This window comes from Cupriavidus sp. CPT47-8839-RL05A, from assembly GCF_058792255.1.
The window spans coordinates 71,247-88,275 of sequence record NZ_JBYTEG010000015.1; the positions used below are offsets into that span (position 1 = coordinate 71,247).

The window sequence follows — 17,029 nt, forward strand, 5'->3', positions numbered from 1 at the left end:
CTGCCGCGCGGCGCGCCCTCCGACCGGGGTCCAGCACGCAGGTTCCATGCATGCCCTGAGCGACTTGATAAAGATCAACGCACACGCAGCATGGTTTTTCTAAAGTCACACTGTCAGTAGGTTTTTTCTTTTCTCTAAGCTTTGGGGGTCTGAATGGATGTCACTGCCGCGTCTTCACGCGTCGACACCTTCAATTACGGCGTCGTAAGACAGTTCGCTGTCATGACGGTAGTCTGGGGGATCGTCGGCATGGCCGTCGGCGTGCTGCTGGCAGCACAGCTGATCTGGCCCGAACTCAATTTCAACACACCCTGGCTGTCGTTTGGCCGGCTGCGGCCGCTGCATACCAATGCGGTGATCTTCGCCTTCGGCGGCAGCGCGCTGTTCGCGACCTCGTACTACGTGGTTCAGCGCACCTGCCAGGCCCGCCTGTTTTGCGGCCCGCTGGCCGCGTTCACGTTCTGGGGCTGGCAGCTGGTCATCGTCGCCGCCGCCATCACGCTGCCGCTGGGGATCACCAGCTCCAAGGAATACGCGGAACTGGAATGGCCGATCGACCTGCTGATCACCGCGGTCTGGGTGGCCTACGCGATCGTGTTCTTCGGCACCATCGTCAAGCGCAAGACCCGGCATATCTACGTCGCCAACTGGTTCTTCGGCGCCTACATCCTGACCATCGCGCTGCTGCACATCGTCAACAACATCGAGATACCGGTGTCGCTGTGGAAGTCCTACTCGGCCTATGCCGGCGTGCAGGACGCGATGATCCAATGGTGGTACGGCCATAATGCCGTGGGCTTCTTCCTGACCACCAGCTTCCTGGGGATGATGTACTACTTCATTCCCAAGCAGGCCGAGCGCCCGATCTACTCCTACCGCCTGTCCATCGTCCACTTCTGGGCGCTGAACTTCACCTACATGTGGGCCGGCCCGCACCACCTGCAGTACACCGCGCTGCCGGACTGGGCACAGTCGCTGGGCATGGTGTTCTCGCTGATCCTGCTGGCGCCGTCGTGGGGCGGCATGATCAACGGCATCATGACCTTGTCGGGGGCCTGGCACAAGCTGCGCACCGACCCCATCCTGAAGTTCCTGGTGGTGGCGCTGTCGTTCTACGGCATGGCCACGTTCGAAGGCTCGATGATGTCGATCAAGACCGTCAACGCGCTCTCGCACTACACGGACTGGACCATCGGTCACGTGCACTCGGGCGCGCTGGGCTGGGTCGCGATGATCTCGATCGGCTCGCTCTACTACCTGATCCCGCGTCTGTTCGGCGAGAAGCAGATGTACAGCGTCAGGATGATCGAATGGCACTTCTGGATCGCGACCATCGGCGTGGTGCTGTATATCGCCTCGATGTGGATCGCCGGGGTGATGGAAGGCCTGATGTGGCGCGCCACGCAGCCTGACGGCACGCTGACCTATGCCTTCGTCGAAGCGGTCAAGGCCAAGTACCCGTTCTACCTGATTCGCTTGCTGGGTGGCCTGTGCTTCCTGTCCGGCATGCTGCTGATGGCCTACAACGTGCTCAAGACCATCGTCGGCAAGCCCGCAGTGGATGCGCCGATTCCGGCCAGCATCACTGCCTCTGCCCACTGATCAATCCAGGATAGAAAGATGTCCGACAAACAACGCTTCTTTTCCCACGAAACGCTGGAGAAGAACATCGGCTGGCTGATCATCTGCACGATCCTCGTGGTCAGCATTGCGGGTCTGGTCCAGATCGTGCCGCTGTTCTTCCAGCACTCCACCACCGAGCCGGATCCGGGCATCACCCCGTATTCGCCGCTGCGGCTGATGGGCCGCGATATCTATATCCGTGAAGGCTGCGTCGGCTGCCACTCGCAGCAGGTCCGCACGCTGCAGGCCGAGACCGAGCGCTACGGCCACTTTTCCACGGCGGGCGAGTCGGTCTACGACCACCCGTTCCTGTGGGGCTCCAAGCGCACCGGTCCCGACCTGGCGCGCGTGGGCGGGCGCTACTCGGATGACTGGCAGCGCATCCACCTGCGCAATCCGCGCGACGTGGTGCCGGAATCGGTGATGCCATCGTACCCGTGGCTGGAAAGGGCCGAGCTGCCCACCAACGACATCCAGGCCCGCATGCGCGCGCTGGTGCGCCTGGGCGTGCCGTACACGGATGCCGAGATCGCCAAGGCACCGGACGAGCTCAAGGGCAAGACCGAAGAAGATGCGCTGGTTGCCTACCTGCAAGGCCTGGGCACCAACCGCCGCAACGTCCGCGTGGATTCCGCCGCGGCCGCGGCACCCAAGGAGTAAGCCATGGCCATGATCACTGCCATTGCGACCGTCGTGTCGATGGTCGTCTTCCTGGGGATCTGCTGGTGGGCCTGGTCCGCCGGCCGGCAGGCCGCCAACCGGGAATCCGCCATGCTGCCGTTCGCGCTGCCTGACGAAACCACGACAACATCGAGCCGGAACACCTAGCCATGAGCGATTTCATTTCCGAATTCTGGAGTTATTACATTGCCGCTATCGCGCTCATCGGCATCGTCTGGTGCGTGTGGCTGCTGTTCTCGCAACGCAAGGTCGCCAAGACCGCCGGCGGCACTGAAGACACCGGCCATGTCTGGGACGGTGACCTGCGCGAGCTGAACAACCCGTTGCCGCGCTGGTGGATGTGGATGTTCCTGCTGGCCTGCATCTTCAGCCTGGCCTACCTGGTGCTGTACCCGGGACTGGGTTCGTATGCCGGCGTGCTGAAGTTCTCCACGCAGGGCGAACTTGCCGCGCACCGCGCGGCGCAGGAGAAAATGCAGAACGAGATCTACGCCAAGTACCTGAAGATGGACGTCAAGCAGGTAGCGGCGGATCCGCAGGCGCGCGAGATCGGCCAGCGCCTGTTCCTGAACTACTGCGCACAATGCCACGGCTCGGACGCGCGCGGCAGCCGCGGCTTCCCGAACCTGACGGACAGCGACTGGCTCTATGGTGGCGAACCCGACATCATCCAGCAGACCATCACCAAGGGCCGCAATGGCGTGATGCCGCCGTTTGCCGCGGCCATCGACGCCAAGCAGGCGGGCGACGTGGCGCAATACGTGCGCTCGCTGTCGGGCCTGTCGTCGGACCCGATCCGTGCGTCGCGTGGCGAGGGCGCCTTCAAGACGACCTGCGTGGCATGCCACGGCGCCGGCGGCAAGGGCAACCAGGCGCTCGGCGCGCCCAACCTGGCGGACAACGTCTGGCTGTATGGCAGCTCGGAAGGCAGCATCGTCGACGCCATCCTGAAGGGCCACAACAACCACATGCCCGCGCATGAGGAGATCCTGACGCCTGAACGCATCCGGATGCTGACGGCCTATGTCTGGGGTTTGTCCAACACTGGGGGCGGAGCCGGGCAATGACCGACGACTCATGTGAGCGGGCGCTGGCAGCTCGCGGGAGAGCATGCCCATGAACGCACCCGGGACCGAAGAAATGGCCCGGGCGGCCGACCTGCAACGGTCGGCCGCTGCGCCGGGCGAGACCTCTGACGAAACGCTCTACGAGGTCCGCCGCAAGATCTACCCGCGCTCGGTGACGGGCGCCTTCTCCAGCTGGCGGGTCTGGCTGGTGATCCTGACCCAGCTGATCTACTACGGCACGCCCTGGCTCCAATGGAATGACCGCCAGGCCGTGCTGTTTGACCTTGGCGAGCGCAAGTTCTACATCTTCGGGCTGGTGCTGTGGCCGCAGGACGTCATCTACCTGGCGGTGCTGCTGGTCATCTCGGCGCTGGCGCTGTTCCTGTTCACGGCGATCGCGGGGCGGCTGTTCTGCGGCTATGCCTGTCCGCAGACGGTCTACACCGAGATCTTCATGTGGATCGAGCGGCGGGTCGAAGGCGACCGCATCGCCCGCATCCGGCTCGACGGCGATCCGTGGAGCCTGCGCAAGTTCCGTCTCAAGGCGACCAAGCACTTCCTGTGGGTGCTGATTGCGCTCTGGACCGGCTTTACCTTCATCGGCTATTTCGCACCGATCCGCGAACTGGGCGGCGAGGTGCTCAGCCTGTCGCTGGGGCCGTGGCAGTCGTTCTGGATGCTGTTCTACGCGTTCGCCACCTGGGGCAATGCGGGCTTCATGCGCGAGCAGGTGTGCAAGTACATGTGCCCGTATGCGCGCTTCCAGAGCGTGATGGTGGATCGCGATACCTATGTCGTGACCTACGACGTCGGCCGCGGCGAGCCGCGCGGCAGCCGGTCGCGCAAGACCGACCACCACAAGGCGGGGCTTGGCGACTGCGTCAACTGCAGCATCTGCGTGCAGGTGTGCCCGACGGGCATCGATATCCGCGACGGCCTGCAGTACGAGTGCATCGGCTGCGGCGCCTGCATCGACGCCTGCGACCAGGTCATGGACAAGATGGCATATCCGCGCGGCCTGATCCGGTACACCTCGGAAAACGCGATGCGCAAGGGCTTGTCCGCGGCGGCATCGCGCAAGCGCCTGCTGCGCCCGCGCGTCGTTATCTATTCCGTGATCTGGGTGGCACTGCTGGCCGGGTTCATGGCTTCGATCGCGCTGCGCACGCCGCTGAAGGTCGACATCATCCGCGACCGTGGTGCGCTCGGCCGTGAAGTGGAAGGCCGCTGGATCGAGAATGTCTATCGCCTGCAGCTGATCAACACCACCGAAGCGCCGATGCAGATCAGCGTGCGCGCCGACAGCGACGAATTGAAGAACCTGACGGTGGAATACGACAAGCAGGCCGAATCGCTGGCGCCGACGTCCAACCGGTTGCTGCCGATCCGGATCCGCGTGCCGATCGAGGCCGCGGCGCAGGGCACGCACAAGATCAACGTGACAGTGACGAGCGAAGGCACGGAGCGGGGGCATGCCGAAATCCGGCAATCCACCAGTTTCATCGTGCCGCGCGATTTGTGAAGCTAGTCGTCAAGATGAAGGGGGCAAGATGAGTCAGCAAGGCAATCCGTGGTGGAAGGAGCCGTGGCCGTGGCTGTTGATGAGCGGCCCGCTGGTGGCGATGGTGGCGTGCGGCGTGACAATCTGGCTGGCATCCACGCATCCGGACATGCCGGTGCAGGGTGCAACGCGCCATGGCCTGGTGGTCGAGAAGGTCGACGCCGCGCCGCCCAAGGCTGCCGCTGTGAGGCAGCCATGAGGTTGCGCTGGCTGATGTGGGTACTCTGGCCGGCGTTCCTGATGGCTGGGTTTGCGACCGCGACGGTGTTTTCGGTGGTGGATCCCGGTGACCTGAACTTCTTCGGCCAGCCGATCGAAGCGTCCCGCGAATCGGTCTACACCATCGGCTTCCTGATGGCCTGGGTGTTCTGCGCGTTGTCCAGCGGACTGACGCTCTACACCATGCCGACGCGGCTCAGCGATACCGACGAACTGGAGTAAGCGGGCTGCCGTGAGGCCTGCGCTGTCATGGCCGGATGCGGCCATGACAGCGCCTTGGCCGCTTAGCAGGAGCGGCTGTAGAGTTGCTTGATGCCGTCGATGTCCACGAGCTTGACGTGGCGCTGGCGAATCTGGATCAGGCCGGCTTCGGCAAAGCGAGAGAACAGGCGGCTGACGGTTTCGAGCTTCAGGCCCAGGTAGCTGCCGATCTCTTCGCGGCTCATGCGCATCACGAACTCGGACGCCGAATAGCCGCGCGCCGACAGGCGCTCAGAGAGGTTGATCAGGAAGGCGGCAAGGCGTTCCTCGGCGCGCATCGAGCCCAGCGTGACCAGCATCAGTTGGTCATGCGTGATTTCCTTGCCCATCAGGCGCAGGAACTGCTGCTGCAGCGACGGCAGGTCTGCCGACAGCGATTGCAACTCGCTCATGCGGACCACGCAGACTTCGGTGTCCTCCAGCGCGGCGGCATCGGAGGCATGCTGCATCTCGCCCAGCCCGTCGAGACCGACAATTTCGCCGGGCAGGTGGAAGCCGGTAATCTGCGAGCGGCCGTCTTCAGTGGTGACGTGGGTCTTGAGCGTGCCAAAGCGCACGGCATAGACCGCGGTGAGCGGATCGCCCATGCGATACAGGGTTTCACCCTTGTGCACACGGATGCGTTCCTGAACCAGCGTGTCCATCTTGGCAAGGTCTTGCTGCGACATGCCGACCGGAAGGCACAGCTGCCCCATCGCACAGGTGGAGCAGCGGGGTGACATCTCGGTAATGGGAATGGAGGTGAGCAATTGGAACCTGCTAGAAATGGCAGCGAGGGCGCGATAAGGACATTTTACCGTGCGATGTGATGTGGTAGGGAGTGAGAATTGACATTTGGCGTACTGATCAGCGTTTTTCTGCTGGCTTTGCTGGGCGGGGTCCACTGCGCTGCCATGTGCGGCGGCGTGGCGCTGGCCGTGGAGCAACGCCGCGGGGCGGCGGCCACGATCAGTCTTGTGCCCAGCCGTGCCGCCTGGCTGGGCGAGTTGCTGATAATGCACCTGGGCCGGATCTCGACCTATATGCTGCTTGGGGCCGCGCTGGGCGCGGTCGGTGCTTCGGCGTGGAAGCAGGACTATCTGCCGGTGCAGCGCTGGCTGTTCGGCGCAGGCAGCGTCATGCTGCTATGGTCGGGCTGGCGGTTGCTGCGCGGCAACACTTTTACCGTCGACTGGCTGGAGCGGCTGGCGGCGCGTGCCGGCGCAACGGTGGCGCGCCGGCTGGCTGGCGTGGCACGCGGCATGCCGTCGTTTGTGCGCGCACGCGGCGGCCTGGCGCGGCGATATGGCGTGGGCCTGGCGTGGGGACTGGTGCCGTGCGGCATGGTCTATGGGGCGCTCACGCTGGCGCTGCTGGCGGGAAATGCGGCGTCCGGCGCACTCGTGATGGGCGTGTTCGGGCTCGGCACACTGCCTAACCTGCTGGTGCTCTCCGGCCTGTCGGGCTATTTGCGTACGCTGTCGCGCCGTCCCGGCGTGCGCCTGGGTGCCGGCCTGGCGGTGATGGCGTTCGGCGGTCTTGGCATTGCGCGAGCGGTGCTGTTGCCACATTCGCTGGCCGAGCATGGATTCTGCCTGGTGTTCTGAGGCGCCGGCGCCGCGCGGGCAACGGATGATGGTTGCAGGCGGGGGCGGGAATGCCATACAATCGCCAACATTGCGGTATCGCGCGGCGTCTTGTGAGCCGCGGTAAGCAGCGGACGAGCAGCGCCAGGCGGCCTTCATACCAGAAGGCGAGTTCAGGGCAGGGGAAGCGGAAGGTTTTCGATGCCCGTCCCGTCCCCACAGTCCATCCGGTTCAAAAGATCTGGTTCAAAAGTCCGGCTGGCACTGCGGTGTTGGCGATGCCGGCCTTGCTCCCGATACCCGTTTTTCTTGCGTCCGAGGCCTTCAGTTCGCTGACAGCGACGTCCGATATGTGCGGACGCGCTACGCAAGAGGTTCGCTGGCTGGCCCATAACGGCATGCGAACGATCTCCTGCCGGAACGCCCGGCAACTCGATGCAAAGATAGGGAAGTGCACGGCTTGGATGCAGCAGGTATCCGGCTAGCTGCGCAATGAGATGGCGGTGGCTTTCGCACCGCTGTATCCAAAATCTCCGGTGCCCCGGATCCGTCCGGGAGCAGGTGCAAAGACAGGCTGCACACCATCAACATGAATACCCAAGAGGCGAAGATCGTCCTCGAGACGGCGCTGATCTGCGCGCAGGAACCGTTGCGCGTCAATGATCTGCGGCGGCTGTTTGACGACGACGTCGGCGCAGACACCATCCGCGTGCTGCTTGATGAACTGCGCCAGGACTGGCGGCCGCGCGGCGTGGAACTGGTGGCGCTGGCCAGCGGCTGGCGCTTCCAGAGCCGGCCGGAAATGCGTGAATACCTGGATCGGCTGAATCCTGAAAAGCCGCCAAAATATTCGCGCGCGGTGATGGAAACACTGGCGATCATTGCCTACCGGCAGCCGGTGACCCGCGGCGATATCGAGGAAATCCGCGGCGTGACGGTCAGCACGGAAGTCATCAAGAAGCTTGAGGACCGCAGCTGGATCGAGGTGATCGGACACCGCGACGTGCCGGGCAGGCCGGCGCTGTATGCGACCACCAAGGCGTTCCTGGACGATCTTGGTCTGCGTACGCTGGATGAGCTGCCGCCGCTGGAAGATGCCCAGGCGCAGGCGCAGGCAACCCTGCTGGAACAGCAGGCCATCAATTTTGAAGACCTGGCTGCAAACAAGGCGGCCAGCGCCGACGAAGAGGCTTTTGCCGACCCCGCCGCGCACGCAGCGGATGTGGCTGAAGCATCCGTCGCAAACGAAGCCGAGACGACCGGCCCGGTCGACCAAGGCGCCAATGGCTTTGACGCGCAACCGCTGCAAGCTGCAGCCGACGATGCCGCCGAGGCCGCTTCCACCGAACCAGCCGCACCCAATCCGGACGGGGCGCGGGGCGATTTGCCGGACAACGGCACCCCGCCGCACCCGAGCGAGCACGACGAGCGCGTGCCGAACTGAACAACATGCAACATCCGATAGTGAATATCTTGTCTGATTCCGTTGAGCAAGACACCCGCAATGCGGGCGCACCCGCCGACACCGGCGCCGCAGAACCCGGATCGGGCAGCGAAGCCGCGCCCCGCCGCAAGGGGCTGCGCCGCGGGCTGAGGAACCTGGTCGCATCGCGCCGCCAGGCACAGGACCGCGGCGAGGGCGCCGAAGGCGCCGGCGGCCAGGCCGATGCCGGTGAAGCGGGCGCCGCACAGGCGGCGGGCGGTGCGCGCGCTGGCCAGCGTGGCCGCGGCAAGCGCAAGACGGGGCAGGGCGAGGGCGGCCAGGGTAGCCAGGGCGGCCAGGGCACCAGCAAGGCAGACAAGGTGGACCGCGCGGCCAGGGCCGAAGGCACCGACAAGCCCGAGCAGCCCGGCCGCAAGCGCAAGCCGGTCCAGCGCTCGGGCAAGGCGGCAGCGCCGGGCGAGGCGCAGGGCACCGGCGCGCGGCAGCAGGGCCGCCGCAAGGATGGCGGCAAGCCGCAGGCGCCCCGCAAGGGCCAGGGCGGCGGGGACAAGACCGCGGCGAGCAGCGAAGACCTGTTCCGCTTCGTGATCTCCGAGCAGTACGACAACGAAGACACCGTCATTCCGCGCACCAAGGCCAAGCCGGTGCGCGAGCTGTCGGCCGACGACGACGCGCCCAAGCTGCACAAGGTGCTGGCCGAGGGCGGGCTGGGCTCGCGCCGCGAGATGGAAGAACTGATCCTGCAGGGCCGCGTTTCGGTCAACGGCCTGCCGGCCCATATCGGCCAGCGCATCCTGCCGGCGGACCAGGTCCGCGTGAACGGCAAGCTGATCCACCGCAAGGTGTCGACCAAGCCGCCGCGCGTGCTGCTGTACCACAAGCCCGCCGGCGAGATCGTCAGCCAGTCCGATCCGGAAGGCCGTCCGACCGTGTTCGACAGCCTGCCGCGCATCAAGGCCGGCAAGTGGGTCGCAGTGGGCCGCCTGGACTTCAATACCGAAGGCCTGCTGATCTTCACCACCTCGGGTGACATTGCCAACCGTTTCATGCATCCGCGCTATGGCGTGGAGCGCGAGTACGCGGTGCGCACGCTGGGCGAGCTGGCCGAGGCCGACCGCCAGCGCCTGCTGCATGGCATCAAGCTCGATGACGGCGAGGCCAACTTCCTGCGTATTGCCGACGGCGGCGGCGAAGGCGTCAACCAGTGGTATCACGTGGCCCTGACCGAAGGCCGCAACCGTGAAGTGCGCCGCATGTTCGAGGCGGTCGGGCTGACCGTGTCGCGCCTGATCCGCACCCGCTACGGCCAGTTCCTGCTGCCGCGTGGCCTCAAGCGCGGCCGCTGGCAGGAAGTCGAGCCGAATGACGTCAAGGCGCTGATGGCCGGTGTCGGCCTGAAGGTGCCCGGCAAGGGCGAGCAGGCTCCCAAGGGCGCCACCAAGGTAGGCGGGCGCAAGCAGCGCACCGAAGCCGCGATTGCCGGCATGCCGATGCCCACGGGCATGGACGGCCTGCCGCGCTTCGACCAGGGCGGCGCCCGGGGCGGTAGCGGCGGCCGCAGCAGCCAGCCGGACCCGATGAAGACCTCGATGGGCTATATCACCCACGGGCCCACCTTGCTGACCTCGCACGCGGCCAACCTGGGCGGCGGGCGCGGCACTGGCGCACGCCAGGGGCGTGGTGGCGCCGGCATGGGCGGCATGGGTGGCATGCGCGGTCAGGGTGGCCTGGGCGGCCAGGGTCAGGGCAAGCCGCGTCGCGGCGGCGGCGAAGCCAACGGCAATGTGATGCCGAAGGCGTCGAAACCGGGCGGCAACCGTTCCCCGCGCGGCGGTAGTGGCAGTGGCGGCGGCAACCGTGGTGGCAACCGCGGCGGCAACCGATAAGCGCTGATTGCGGCGCATGGCGGGCTGAACGCCTGCCGGCGCCGGATTCGGTGCGCGGAAATGTCTGGCTTTTGCCTTTTCGACATAATCCGCGTATAATTCAAGTCTATTCAAAAAGCCATCCTCGTCGAGGATGGGCGAATGATGGGCATTGCGCCCATTTTTTTTTGGTTCGCCCGTTTTTCGGTTCTCTCCGCTGGAGCGGGGGATGGCGGACAGGCAGGGCTGCAGCAGGGTCGTCCCGGACGGCACCGGCGGGTTTGCCTGCCACGGTGTTGATGGCCATTACTCGGGATAACAGTGCATCTGGCAGATTTGATCGAAACCACCCTAAGCGGCATGGGATATGAGCTGGTCGAGCTCGAGCGTGCCCCGGCCGGATTGCTGCGTGTCTATATCGATCAGCCTGAAACCGGCATTGCCATCGAGGATTGTGAAAAGGTGAGCCGCCAGCTCACCCACGTGTTCACGGTCGAGAACGTCGACTATGAACGCCTCGAGGTCTCGTCGCCCGGACTGGACCGGCCGCTGAAGAAGCTGGCGGACTATGTCCGCTTTGCCGGCGAGGAGGTGCGCGTGACGCTGCGCCTGCCCGTCAACGGACAGAAGAACTTCACAGGCATCCTGCGCGAGCCCACCGGCGCGGCGGGCGAGGAGATGATTGGCCTGGAGTTCGAAGGCAAAGATGGCCCGGCGCTGCTGGAATTTGCCGTATCCGATGTCGACAAGGCACGCCTGGTGCCGGTGATCGACTTCAAAGGAAATCAAAGAAAAGGGAACAAGCAATGAGCCGCGAAGTTCTGTTGCTCGTCGATGCGCTTGCGCGTGAGAAGAACGTCGACAAGGATGTGGTATTCGGTGCCCTGGAGGCGGCGCTCGCCTCGGCCACCAAGAAGCGTTTCGAGGAAGACGTGGATATCCGTGTCGCGATCGATCGCGAGTCGGGCGAGCATGAAACCTTCCGCCGCTGGCTGGTCGTTCCCGACGAGCTGGGCCTGCAAGAGCCGGACAAGCAGATCCTGCTGTTCGAAGCCCGCGATGAAAACCCCAGCATCGAGCTGGGTGACTTTATCGAGCAGCAGATCGAGTCGGTCGAGTTCGGCCGCATCGGTGCGCAGGCTGCCAAGCAGGTGATCCTGCAGCGCATCCGCGACGCCGAGCGCGAGCAGATCCTGAACGACTACCTGGATCGCGGCGAGAAGATCATGACCGGCACGGTCAAGCGCGCCGACAAGAAGGGCCTGATCGTCGAATCCGGCCGCGTGGAAGCGCTGCTGGCCCGCGACCAGATCATCCCCAAGGAAAACCTGCGCACCGGTGACCGCGTGCGTGCGTATATCCTGAATGTGGACCGCGCCGCGCGCGGCCCGCAGATTGAACTGTCGCGTACCGCGCCCGAGTTCCTGATCAAGCTCTTCGAGAACGAAGTGCCGGAAATGGAACAAGGCCTGCTGGAGATCAAGGCGGCTGCCCGTGATCCGGGCGTGCGCGCCAAGATCGCCGTGGTCGCGCATGACAAGCGCATCGACCCGATCGGCACCTGCGTCGGCGTGCGCGGTACCCGCGTCACCGCGGTGCGCAACGAGATCGGCGGCGAGGCCGTGGACATCGTGCTGTGGTCGGAAGACCCGGCGCAGTTCGTGATCGGCGCGCTGGCACCGGCACAGGTGCAGTCGATCGTGGTGGATGAAGAAAAGCACAGCATGGACGTGGTGGTCGACGAGGAAAACCTCGCCGTCTCGATCGGCCGCAGTGGTCAGAACGTGCGCCTGGCGACCGAGCTGACCGGCTGGCAGATCAACATCATGACGCAGGAAGAGTCGGCGCAGAAGCAGGCCGAAGAGAGCGATGTCGTGCGCAAGCTGTTCATGTCCAAGCTGGACGTGGATGAGGAAGTTGCCGACATCCTGATCGAGGAAGGCTTCTCCACGCTGGAAGAAGTGGCTTATGTCCCCATCAGTGAAATGATGGAGATCGAGGCCTTTGACGAAGACACCGTCAACGAGCTGCGCAATCGCGCGCGTGATGCGCTCCTGACGATGGAACTGGCCCGGGAAGAAAAGGTGGAAGAGGTGTCGCAGGACCTGCGCTCGCTCGACGGCCTCAACCCGGAACTGATCGGCAAGCTGGCCGAAGGCGATATCCATACGCGTGACGACCTGGCCGAACTGGCCGTGGACGAGCTGGTCGAGATGACCGGTGTCAGCGAGGAAGAAGCCAAGTCGCTGATCATGAAAGCACGGGAACATTGGTTCAACTGAGGGACACGGCCGGGCCAGCCTACACCTGGCCCGGGCGCGCTTTCCGCAACGATTTGTCCCGACGTAGAAACCAAGCATTGAAAGGGTTTGAATGGCAAGCACAACAGTTGCCCAACTGGCCGCAGAACTGAGTCGCAGCGCAGCTGCCCTGCTGGAACAATTGCAGGCGGCTGGGGTGGGCAAAGCGACGCCAGAAGACATCATCACGGAATCGGATAAGACCAGGCTGCTGGACTATCTGAAGCGTTCGCACGGCCAGGCCGACGACAGCTCCCGCAAGAAGATCACACTGACCAAGCGCGAAACCTCCGAGATCCGCCAGTCGGATGGCACTGGCAAGACCCGCACGGTCCAGGTGGAAGTGCGCAAGAAGCGCGTGCTGATCAAGCGCGACGAAGCTGCGCCCGATGCCCAGGCCGACGCGGTCGAAGCCCAGGCGCCTGTCGTCGATGCTGTCGAGGAAGCTCGCCGCGACGAGGAAGAACGCCAGCAGGCCGAACTGCTGGCGCGCCAGGAAGCTGAAGCCAAGGCCGCCCGCGAGGCAGCCGAGCGCGAGGAAGCCGAGCGCCGCGCCCGCCAGGAAGCGCTGGAGGCTGAACAGCGCCGCCAGGCCGAACTCGCCGCCCGCAAGGCGGAGGAAGAGGCTGCCGCGTCGCGCGCCGTGACCGAGGCCAACGAGGATTCCTCGCGCAAGAAGGCAGAGGACGAGAAGGCACGCGTCACCGCCGAACGCGCCGAGGCGCAGAAGGCTGCCGACGAGGCCAAGGCTGCCGCCGACAAGGCCCGCGCCGAGCAGGAAGTCGCTGCGCGCAAGCGCCGCGAGGCTGCCGAAGCCGAGGCCCGTGCGATCCAGCAGATGCTGAACGCGCCGCCCCGCGTGCTGAAGGCGCCGTCCGAGCGCAAGGCCGAAGAGAAGAAGGCCGAGCAGACCGGTACGCTGCACAAGCCGGTGAAGCCGGCCGGTGCGACCACGGAAGCGAAGAAGGACGACAAGAAGCCGGCCACCACGACCACGACCACGGCAACTGCCGACAAGAAGGGCAAGGTCGTGAAGGCGGGCTGGCAGGACGACAGCAGCCGCAAGAAGGGCAGCGGCCTGAAGACCCGCGGCGATACCTCGGGTGGCGTGGGCGGCTGGCGCGGTGGCCCGCGTGGCCGCGGCGGCAGGCAGCAACAGCATGACGACAGCCGCAGCAGCTTCCAGGCGCCGACCGAGCCGGTGGTGCGTGAAGTGCACGTGCCGGAAACCGTCTCGGTGGCCGACCTGGCGCACAAGATGGCCGTCAAGGCATCCGAGGTCATCAAGCAGATGATGAAGCTCGGCCAGATGGTGACCATCAACCAGGTGCTGGACCAGGAAACCGCCATGATCGTGGTGGAAGAAATGGGCCACAAGGCGTATGCCGCCAAGCTGGACGATCCGGAAGCGCTGCTGGTGGTGGGCGGTGAGGAACACACCGATGCCGAACTGCTGCCGCGTCCGCCGGTGGTGACCGTGATGGGTCACGTCGACCACGGCAAGACCTCGCTGCTGGACTACATCCGCCGCACCAAGGTGGCTGCGGGCGAAGCTGGCGGGATTACGCAGCACATCGGTGCCTACCATGTGGAAACCGACCGCGGCGTGATCACGTTCCTGGATACCCCGGGTCACGAGGCCTTCACGGCCATGCGTGCCCGCGGTGCCAAGGCGACCGACATCGTGATCCTGGTGGTGGCCGCCGACGACGGCGTGATGCCGCAGACCAAGGAAGCCATTGCGCATGCCAAGGCTGCCGGTGTGCCGATCGTGGTGGCGATCAACAAGATCGACAAGCCCGATGCCAACCCGGACCGCGTCAAGCAGGAACTGGTGGCGGAGCAGGTGGTGCCGGAAGAATACGGCGGCGATTCGCCGTTCGTGCCGGTTTCCGCCAAGATGGGTACCGGTGTGGAAGAGCTGCTCGAGCAAGTGCTCCTGCAAGCCGAAGTGCTGGAACTGACCGCTCCGGTGGATGCCCCGGCCAAGGGCCTGGTGGTGGAAGCCCAGCTGGACAAGGGCAAGGGCCCGATCGCAACCATCCTGGTCAGCAGCGGCACGCTCAAGCGTGGCGATGTGGTCCTGGCTGGCAGCGCCTACGGCCGCGTGCGTGCCATGCTGGACGAGAACGGCAAGCCGACCAAGGAAGCAGGCCCGTCGATCCCGGTGGAAATCCAGGGTCTGTCGGAAGTGCCTGCCGCCGGTGAAGAAGTGCTGGTGCTGCCGGACGAGCGCAAGGCACGTGAAATCGCGCTGTTCCGCCAGGGCAAGTTCCGCGACGTGAAGCTGGCCAAGCAACAGGCCGCCAAGCTGGAGAACATGCTCGAGCAGATGGCCGAAGGCGAAGTGCAGACGCTGCCGTTGATCGTCAAGGCCGACGTGCAGGGTTCGCAGGAAGCGCTGGTGCAGTCGCTGCAGAAGCTGTCGACCGCCGAAGTGCGCGTGCAGATCGTGCATGGCGGCGTGGGTGGCATCTCCGAATCCGACGTCAACCTGGCGACGGCTTCGAAGGCGGTCATCATCGGCTTCAACGTGCGTGCCGACGCTGGTGCGCGCAAGCTGGCCGAGCACAACGGCATCGATATCCGCTACTACAACATCATTTACGATGCGGTAGACGAGATCAAGGCGGCGATGTCGGGCATGCTGGCGCCGGAGAAGCGCGAGACCACCATCGGCCAGGTCGAGGTGCGCCAGGTGTTCCGCGTGCCGAAGATCGGTGCGGTGGCCGGCTGTATGGTCACCGACGGCCTGGTCAAGCGCAACTCGCTGGTGCGCGTGCTGCGCAACAACGTGGTCATCCACGACGGCGAGCTGGATTCGCTCAAGCGCTTCAAGGACGACGTCAAGGAAGTCAAGCAAGGCTTCGAGTGCGGTCTGTCGATCAAGAACTTCAATGATGTTCAGGAAGGCGACCAGCTCGAGGTGTACGAAATCACAGAGGTGGCGCGTACGCTGTAAGGCGTCGCAAGCAACGGCAGGCTTCGGCCTGCCGTTGTCATCTCGACCAGACTGTATTGAATGGCCAAGAAAGGCAGCATCTCCTCCCGCAATCTCCGCATCTCCGACCAGATCCAGAAGGACCTGGCCGAGATGATCCAGCGCGAACTGCGCGACCCGCGCCTCGGCCTGGTCACGCTGCAGTCGGTCGCGCTGACGCCCGACTATGCGCACGCCAAGGTGTACTTCACCGTGCTGGGCGCCGAAGCCGCCGAGGCGGAAGCCATCCTGAACGAAAAGGCCGGCTACCTGCACTCGCTGCTGTACAAGCGCCTGCACATCCATACCGTGCCGACGCTGCGCTTCTTCCACGATACCTCGGTCGAACATGCGATCGAGATGTCCAAGCTGATCAACGAAGCGAACGCCACGCGTTCGAAAGACGACTGAAGCCGGCGCCCATGCCGCGCTGGCATGGGTTTCGCGGCCACTACGTTCACGTTGCCGCCATCCGCGCGGCATCGCCGTCCCGCCTCCCGCTTTCTCCAGATGACCGATTCCAACGCCAACCGTCCGCCGCGCCTGCCGCGCCGCGAGGTCCATGGTGTGTTGCTGCTCGACAAGCCGCTGGGCCTGTCGTCCAACGACGCGCTGGTGCGCGCCAAGCGCCTCTTGCGCGCGGCCAAGGCCGGCCATACCGGCACGCTGGATCCGCTTGCCACGGGGCTGCTGCCGCTGTGCTTCGGCGAAGCCACCAAGTTTTCGCAAGACCTGCTGGAAGCGGACAAGACCTATGACGCCGTGGTGCGGCTGGGCGCGCGCTCGAGCACGGGCGACGCCGAAGGCGAGTTGCTCGACGTGCGCGAGGTCACCTGCGACCGCGCCGCGGTGGAGCAGGCGCTGGCAAGCTTCCTCGGCGAGATCGAACAGGTGCCGCCGATGCATTCGGCGCTGAAGAAGGACGGCCGCCCGCTGTATGAATACGCGCGCGCCGGCCAGACCGTGGAGCGCGCGGCGCGCCGCGTCACCATCCGTTCGATTGCGCTGCTGGATTGTGCCTTGCCCGATGCCCTGTCGTTCACGATGCGGGTGACGTGCAGCAAGGGCACCTATATCCGCACGCTGGCCGAGGACATCGGCGAAGCGCTGGGCTGCGGCGCGCACCTGACCGGACTGCGCCGGATCGCCGTGGGCGACCTGACGTTGGACGGCGCGGTGACGCTGGAGCAGATCGAACAGCACGACGATGCACAGCGCCCGGCCATGCTCGCACCTGTGGACGCCTTGCTGCAGAAGTGTGCACCGGTGCATCTGGATGACGCCGCCGCAGCGCGCTTCCTGCAGGGCCAGCGCATCGCCCAGCGCGACCTGCCGGCCGCCACCGGGCTGGCCGAGGATGCGCTGGCGCGCGTCTATGCCGGCGAACCAGCCCGGCTGCTGGGCGTGGCACGCATGCGCGAAGGCGCGTTGCGGCCGGAGCGGCTGGTCAAGCTGTAAATTGC

General features: G+C 65.2%; 16 protein-coding genes. 15 read left to right on the plus strand and 1 reads right to left on the minus strand.

Annotated features, from left to right (window positions below):
- Positions 1-153: 153 nt before the first annotated feature.
- The 7 genes from ccoN to AC3WVS_RS19200 are packed head-to-tail and all read left to right on the plus strand — an operon-like array spanning position 154 to position 5,373.
- Positions 154-1,602 (plus strand): cytochrome-c oxidase, cbb3-type subunit I, encoded by a 1,449-nt coding sequence (gene ccoN / locus AC3WVS_RS19170; protein ID WP_492319911.1) that lies wholly within the window; start codon positions 154-156, stop codon positions 1,600-1,602.
- Between the two features lie 18 nt (positions 1,603-1,620).
- On the plus strand, positions 1,621-2,283 hold the full coding sequence (gene ccoO, locus AC3WVS_RS19175; protein ID WP_492319912.1) for a cytochrome-c oxidase, cbb3-type subunit II: 663 nt from the start codon (positions 1,621-1,623) through the stop codon (positions 2,281-2,283).
- Between the two features lie 3 nt (positions 2,284-2,286).
- The gene (locus tag AC3WVS_RS19180; RefSeq protein ID WP_010809472.1) at positions 2,287-2,451 is read left to right on the plus strand and encodes a cbb3-type cytochrome oxidase subunit 3; all 165 of its coding nucleotides are present in this window, start codon (positions 2,287-2,289) and stop codon (positions 2,449-2,451) included.
- Positions 2,452-2,453: 2 nt separating this feature from the next.
- On the plus strand, positions 2,454-3,371 hold the full coding sequence (gene ccoP, locus AC3WVS_RS19185; RefSeq protein ID WP_492319913.1) for a cytochrome-c oxidase, cbb3-type subunit III: 918 nt from the start codon (positions 2,454-2,456) through the stop codon (positions 3,369-3,371).
- 49 nt (positions 3,372-3,420) lie between these two features.
- A complete protein-coding gene (ccoG, locus tag AC3WVS_RS19190) occupies positions 3,421-4,893 on the plus strand; it encodes a cytochrome c oxidase accessory protein CcoG (RefSeq protein WP_492319914.1) in 1,473 nt (490 codons plus the stop codon).
- 28 nt (positions 4,894-4,921) lie between these two features.
- On the plus strand, positions 4,922-5,131 hold the full coding sequence (locus tag AC3WVS_RS19195) for a hypothetical protein (protein ID WP_492319915.1): 210 nt from the start codon (positions 4,922-4,924) through the stop codon (positions 5,129-5,131).
- On the plus strand, positions 5,128-5,373 hold the full coding sequence (locus tag AC3WVS_RS19200) for a hypothetical protein (protein WP_013957176.1): 246 nt from the start codon (positions 5,128-5,130) through the stop codon (positions 5,371-5,373). Before AC3WVS_RS19195 ends, AC3WVS_RS19200 begins: the two co-directional genes overlap by 4 nt.
- A gap of 62 nt (positions 5,374-5,435) precedes the next feature.
- Here the strand turns inward: AC3WVS_RS19200 and fnr are convergent, their stop codons facing one another.
- Positions 5,436-6,161, minus strand: a complete 726-nt coding sequence (gene fnr, locus AC3WVS_RS19205; protein WP_010809477.1) for a fumarate/nitrate reduction transcriptional regulator Fnr — start codon at positions 6,159-6,161, stop codon at positions 5,436-5,438.
- Between the two features lie 78 nt (positions 6,162-6,239).
- Between fnr and AC3WVS_RS19210 the strand changes: the two genes are divergently transcribed.
- The 8 genes from AC3WVS_RS19210 (at position 6,240) to truB (ending at position 17,024) form a co-directional block, all read left to right on the plus strand.
- Entirely contained in the window at positions 6,240-6,998 is a 759-nt protein-coding gene (locus tag AC3WVS_RS19210; RefSeq protein WP_492319916.1) for a sulfite exporter TauE/SafE family protein, read from the plus strand.
- Between the two features lie 568 nt (positions 6,999-7,566).
- Positions 7,567-8,421, plus strand: coding sequence for an SMC-Scp complex subunit ScpB (gene scpB / locus AC3WVS_RS19215; protein WP_492319917.1), 855 nt, complete (start codon positions 7,567-7,569; stop codon positions 8,419-8,421).
- Positions 8,422-8,426: 5 nt separating this feature from the next.
- Positions 8,427-10,307, plus strand: a complete 1,881-nt coding sequence (gene rluB / locus AC3WVS_RS19220) for a 23S rRNA pseudouridine(2605) synthase RluB (RefSeq protein ID WP_492319918.1) — start codon at positions 8,427-8,429, stop codon at positions 10,305-10,307.
- A gap of 300 nt (positions 10,308-10,607) precedes the next feature.
- Positions 10,608-11,096, plus strand: a complete 489-nt coding sequence (gene rimP / locus AC3WVS_RS19225) for a ribosome maturation factor RimP (protein ID WP_492319919.1) — start codon at positions 10,608-10,610, stop codon at positions 11,094-11,096.
- Positions 11,093-12,568: a transcription termination factor NusA gene (nusA, locus tag AC3WVS_RS19230; RefSeq protein ID WP_010809482.1), complete on the plus strand. Its 1,476-nt coding sequence runs from the start codon at positions 11,093-11,095 to the stop codon at positions 12,566-12,568. Before rimP ends, nusA begins: the two co-directional genes overlap by 4 nt.
- Positions 12,569-12,659: 91 nt before the next feature.
- On the plus strand, positions 12,660-15,548 hold the full coding sequence (infB, locus tag AC3WVS_RS19235) for a translation initiation factor IF-2 (RefSeq protein ID WP_492319920.1): 2,889 nt from the start codon (positions 12,660-12,662) through the stop codon (positions 15,546-15,548).
- A 60-nt stretch (positions 15,549-15,608) separates the two neighbouring features.
- On the plus strand, positions 15,609-15,977 hold the full coding sequence (rbfA, locus tag AC3WVS_RS19240) for a 30S ribosome-binding factor RbfA (protein ID WP_010809484.1): 369 nt from the start codon (positions 15,609-15,611) through the stop codon (positions 15,975-15,977).
- 99 nt (positions 15,978-16,076) lie between these two features.
- Positions 16,077-17,024, plus strand: a complete 948-nt coding sequence (gene truB, locus AC3WVS_RS19245; protein WP_492319921.1) for a tRNA pseudouridine(55) synthase TruB — start codon at positions 16,077-16,079, stop codon at positions 17,022-17,024.
- Positions 17,025-17,029: the final 5 nt, after the last annotated feature.

Bases quoted from the DNA above. Each gene is read 5' to 3' on its own strand.
- ccoN (WP_492319911.1), top strand. From the start codon at position 154: ATGGATGTCACTGCCGCGTCTTCACGCGTCGACACCTTCAATTACGGC.
- ccoO (WP_492319912.1), top strand. From the start codon at position 1,621: ATGTCCGACAAACAACGCTTCTTTTCCCACGAAACGCTGGAGAAGAAC.
- AC3WVS_RS19180 (WP_010809472.1), top strand. From the start codon at position 2,287: ATGGCCATGATCACTGCCATTGCGACCGTCGTGTCGATGGTCGTCTTC.
- ccoP (WP_492319913.1), top strand. From the start codon at position 2,454: ATGAGCGATTTCATTTCCGAATTCTGGAGTTATTACATTGCCGCTATC.
- ccoG (WP_492319914.1), top strand. From the start codon at position 3,421: ATGAACGCACCCGGGACCGAAGAAATGGCCCGGGCGGCCGACCTGCAA.
- AC3WVS_RS19195 (WP_492319915.1), top strand. From the start codon at position 4,922: ATGAGTCAGCAAGGCAATCCGTGGTGGAAGGAGCCGTGGCCGTGGCTG.
- AC3WVS_RS19200 (WP_013957176.1), top strand. From the start codon at position 5,128: ATGAGGTTGCGCTGGCTGATGTGGGTACTCTGGCCGGCGTTCCTGATG.
- scpB (WP_492319917.1), top strand. From the start codon at position 7,567: ATGAATACCCAAGAGGCGAAGATCGTCCTCGAGACGGCGCTGATCTGC.
- rluB (WP_492319918.1), top strand. From the start codon at position 8,427: ATGCAACATCCGATAGTGAATATCTTGTCTGATTCCGTTGAGCAAGAC.
- nusA (WP_010809482.1), top strand. From the start codon at position 11,093: ATGAGCCGCGAAGTTCTGTTGCTCGTCGATGCGCTTGCGCGTGAGAAG.
- infB (WP_492319920.1), top strand. From the start codon at position 12,660: ATGGCAAGCACAACAGTTGCCCAACTGGCCGCAGAACTGAGTCGCAGC.
- rbfA (WP_010809484.1), top strand. From the start codon at position 15,609: ATGGCCAAGAAAGGCAGCATCTCCTCCCGCAATCTCCGCATCTCCGAC.
- truB (WP_492319921.1), top strand. From the start codon at position 16,077: ATGACCGATTCCAACGCCAACCGTCCGCCGCGCCTGCCGCGCCGCGAG.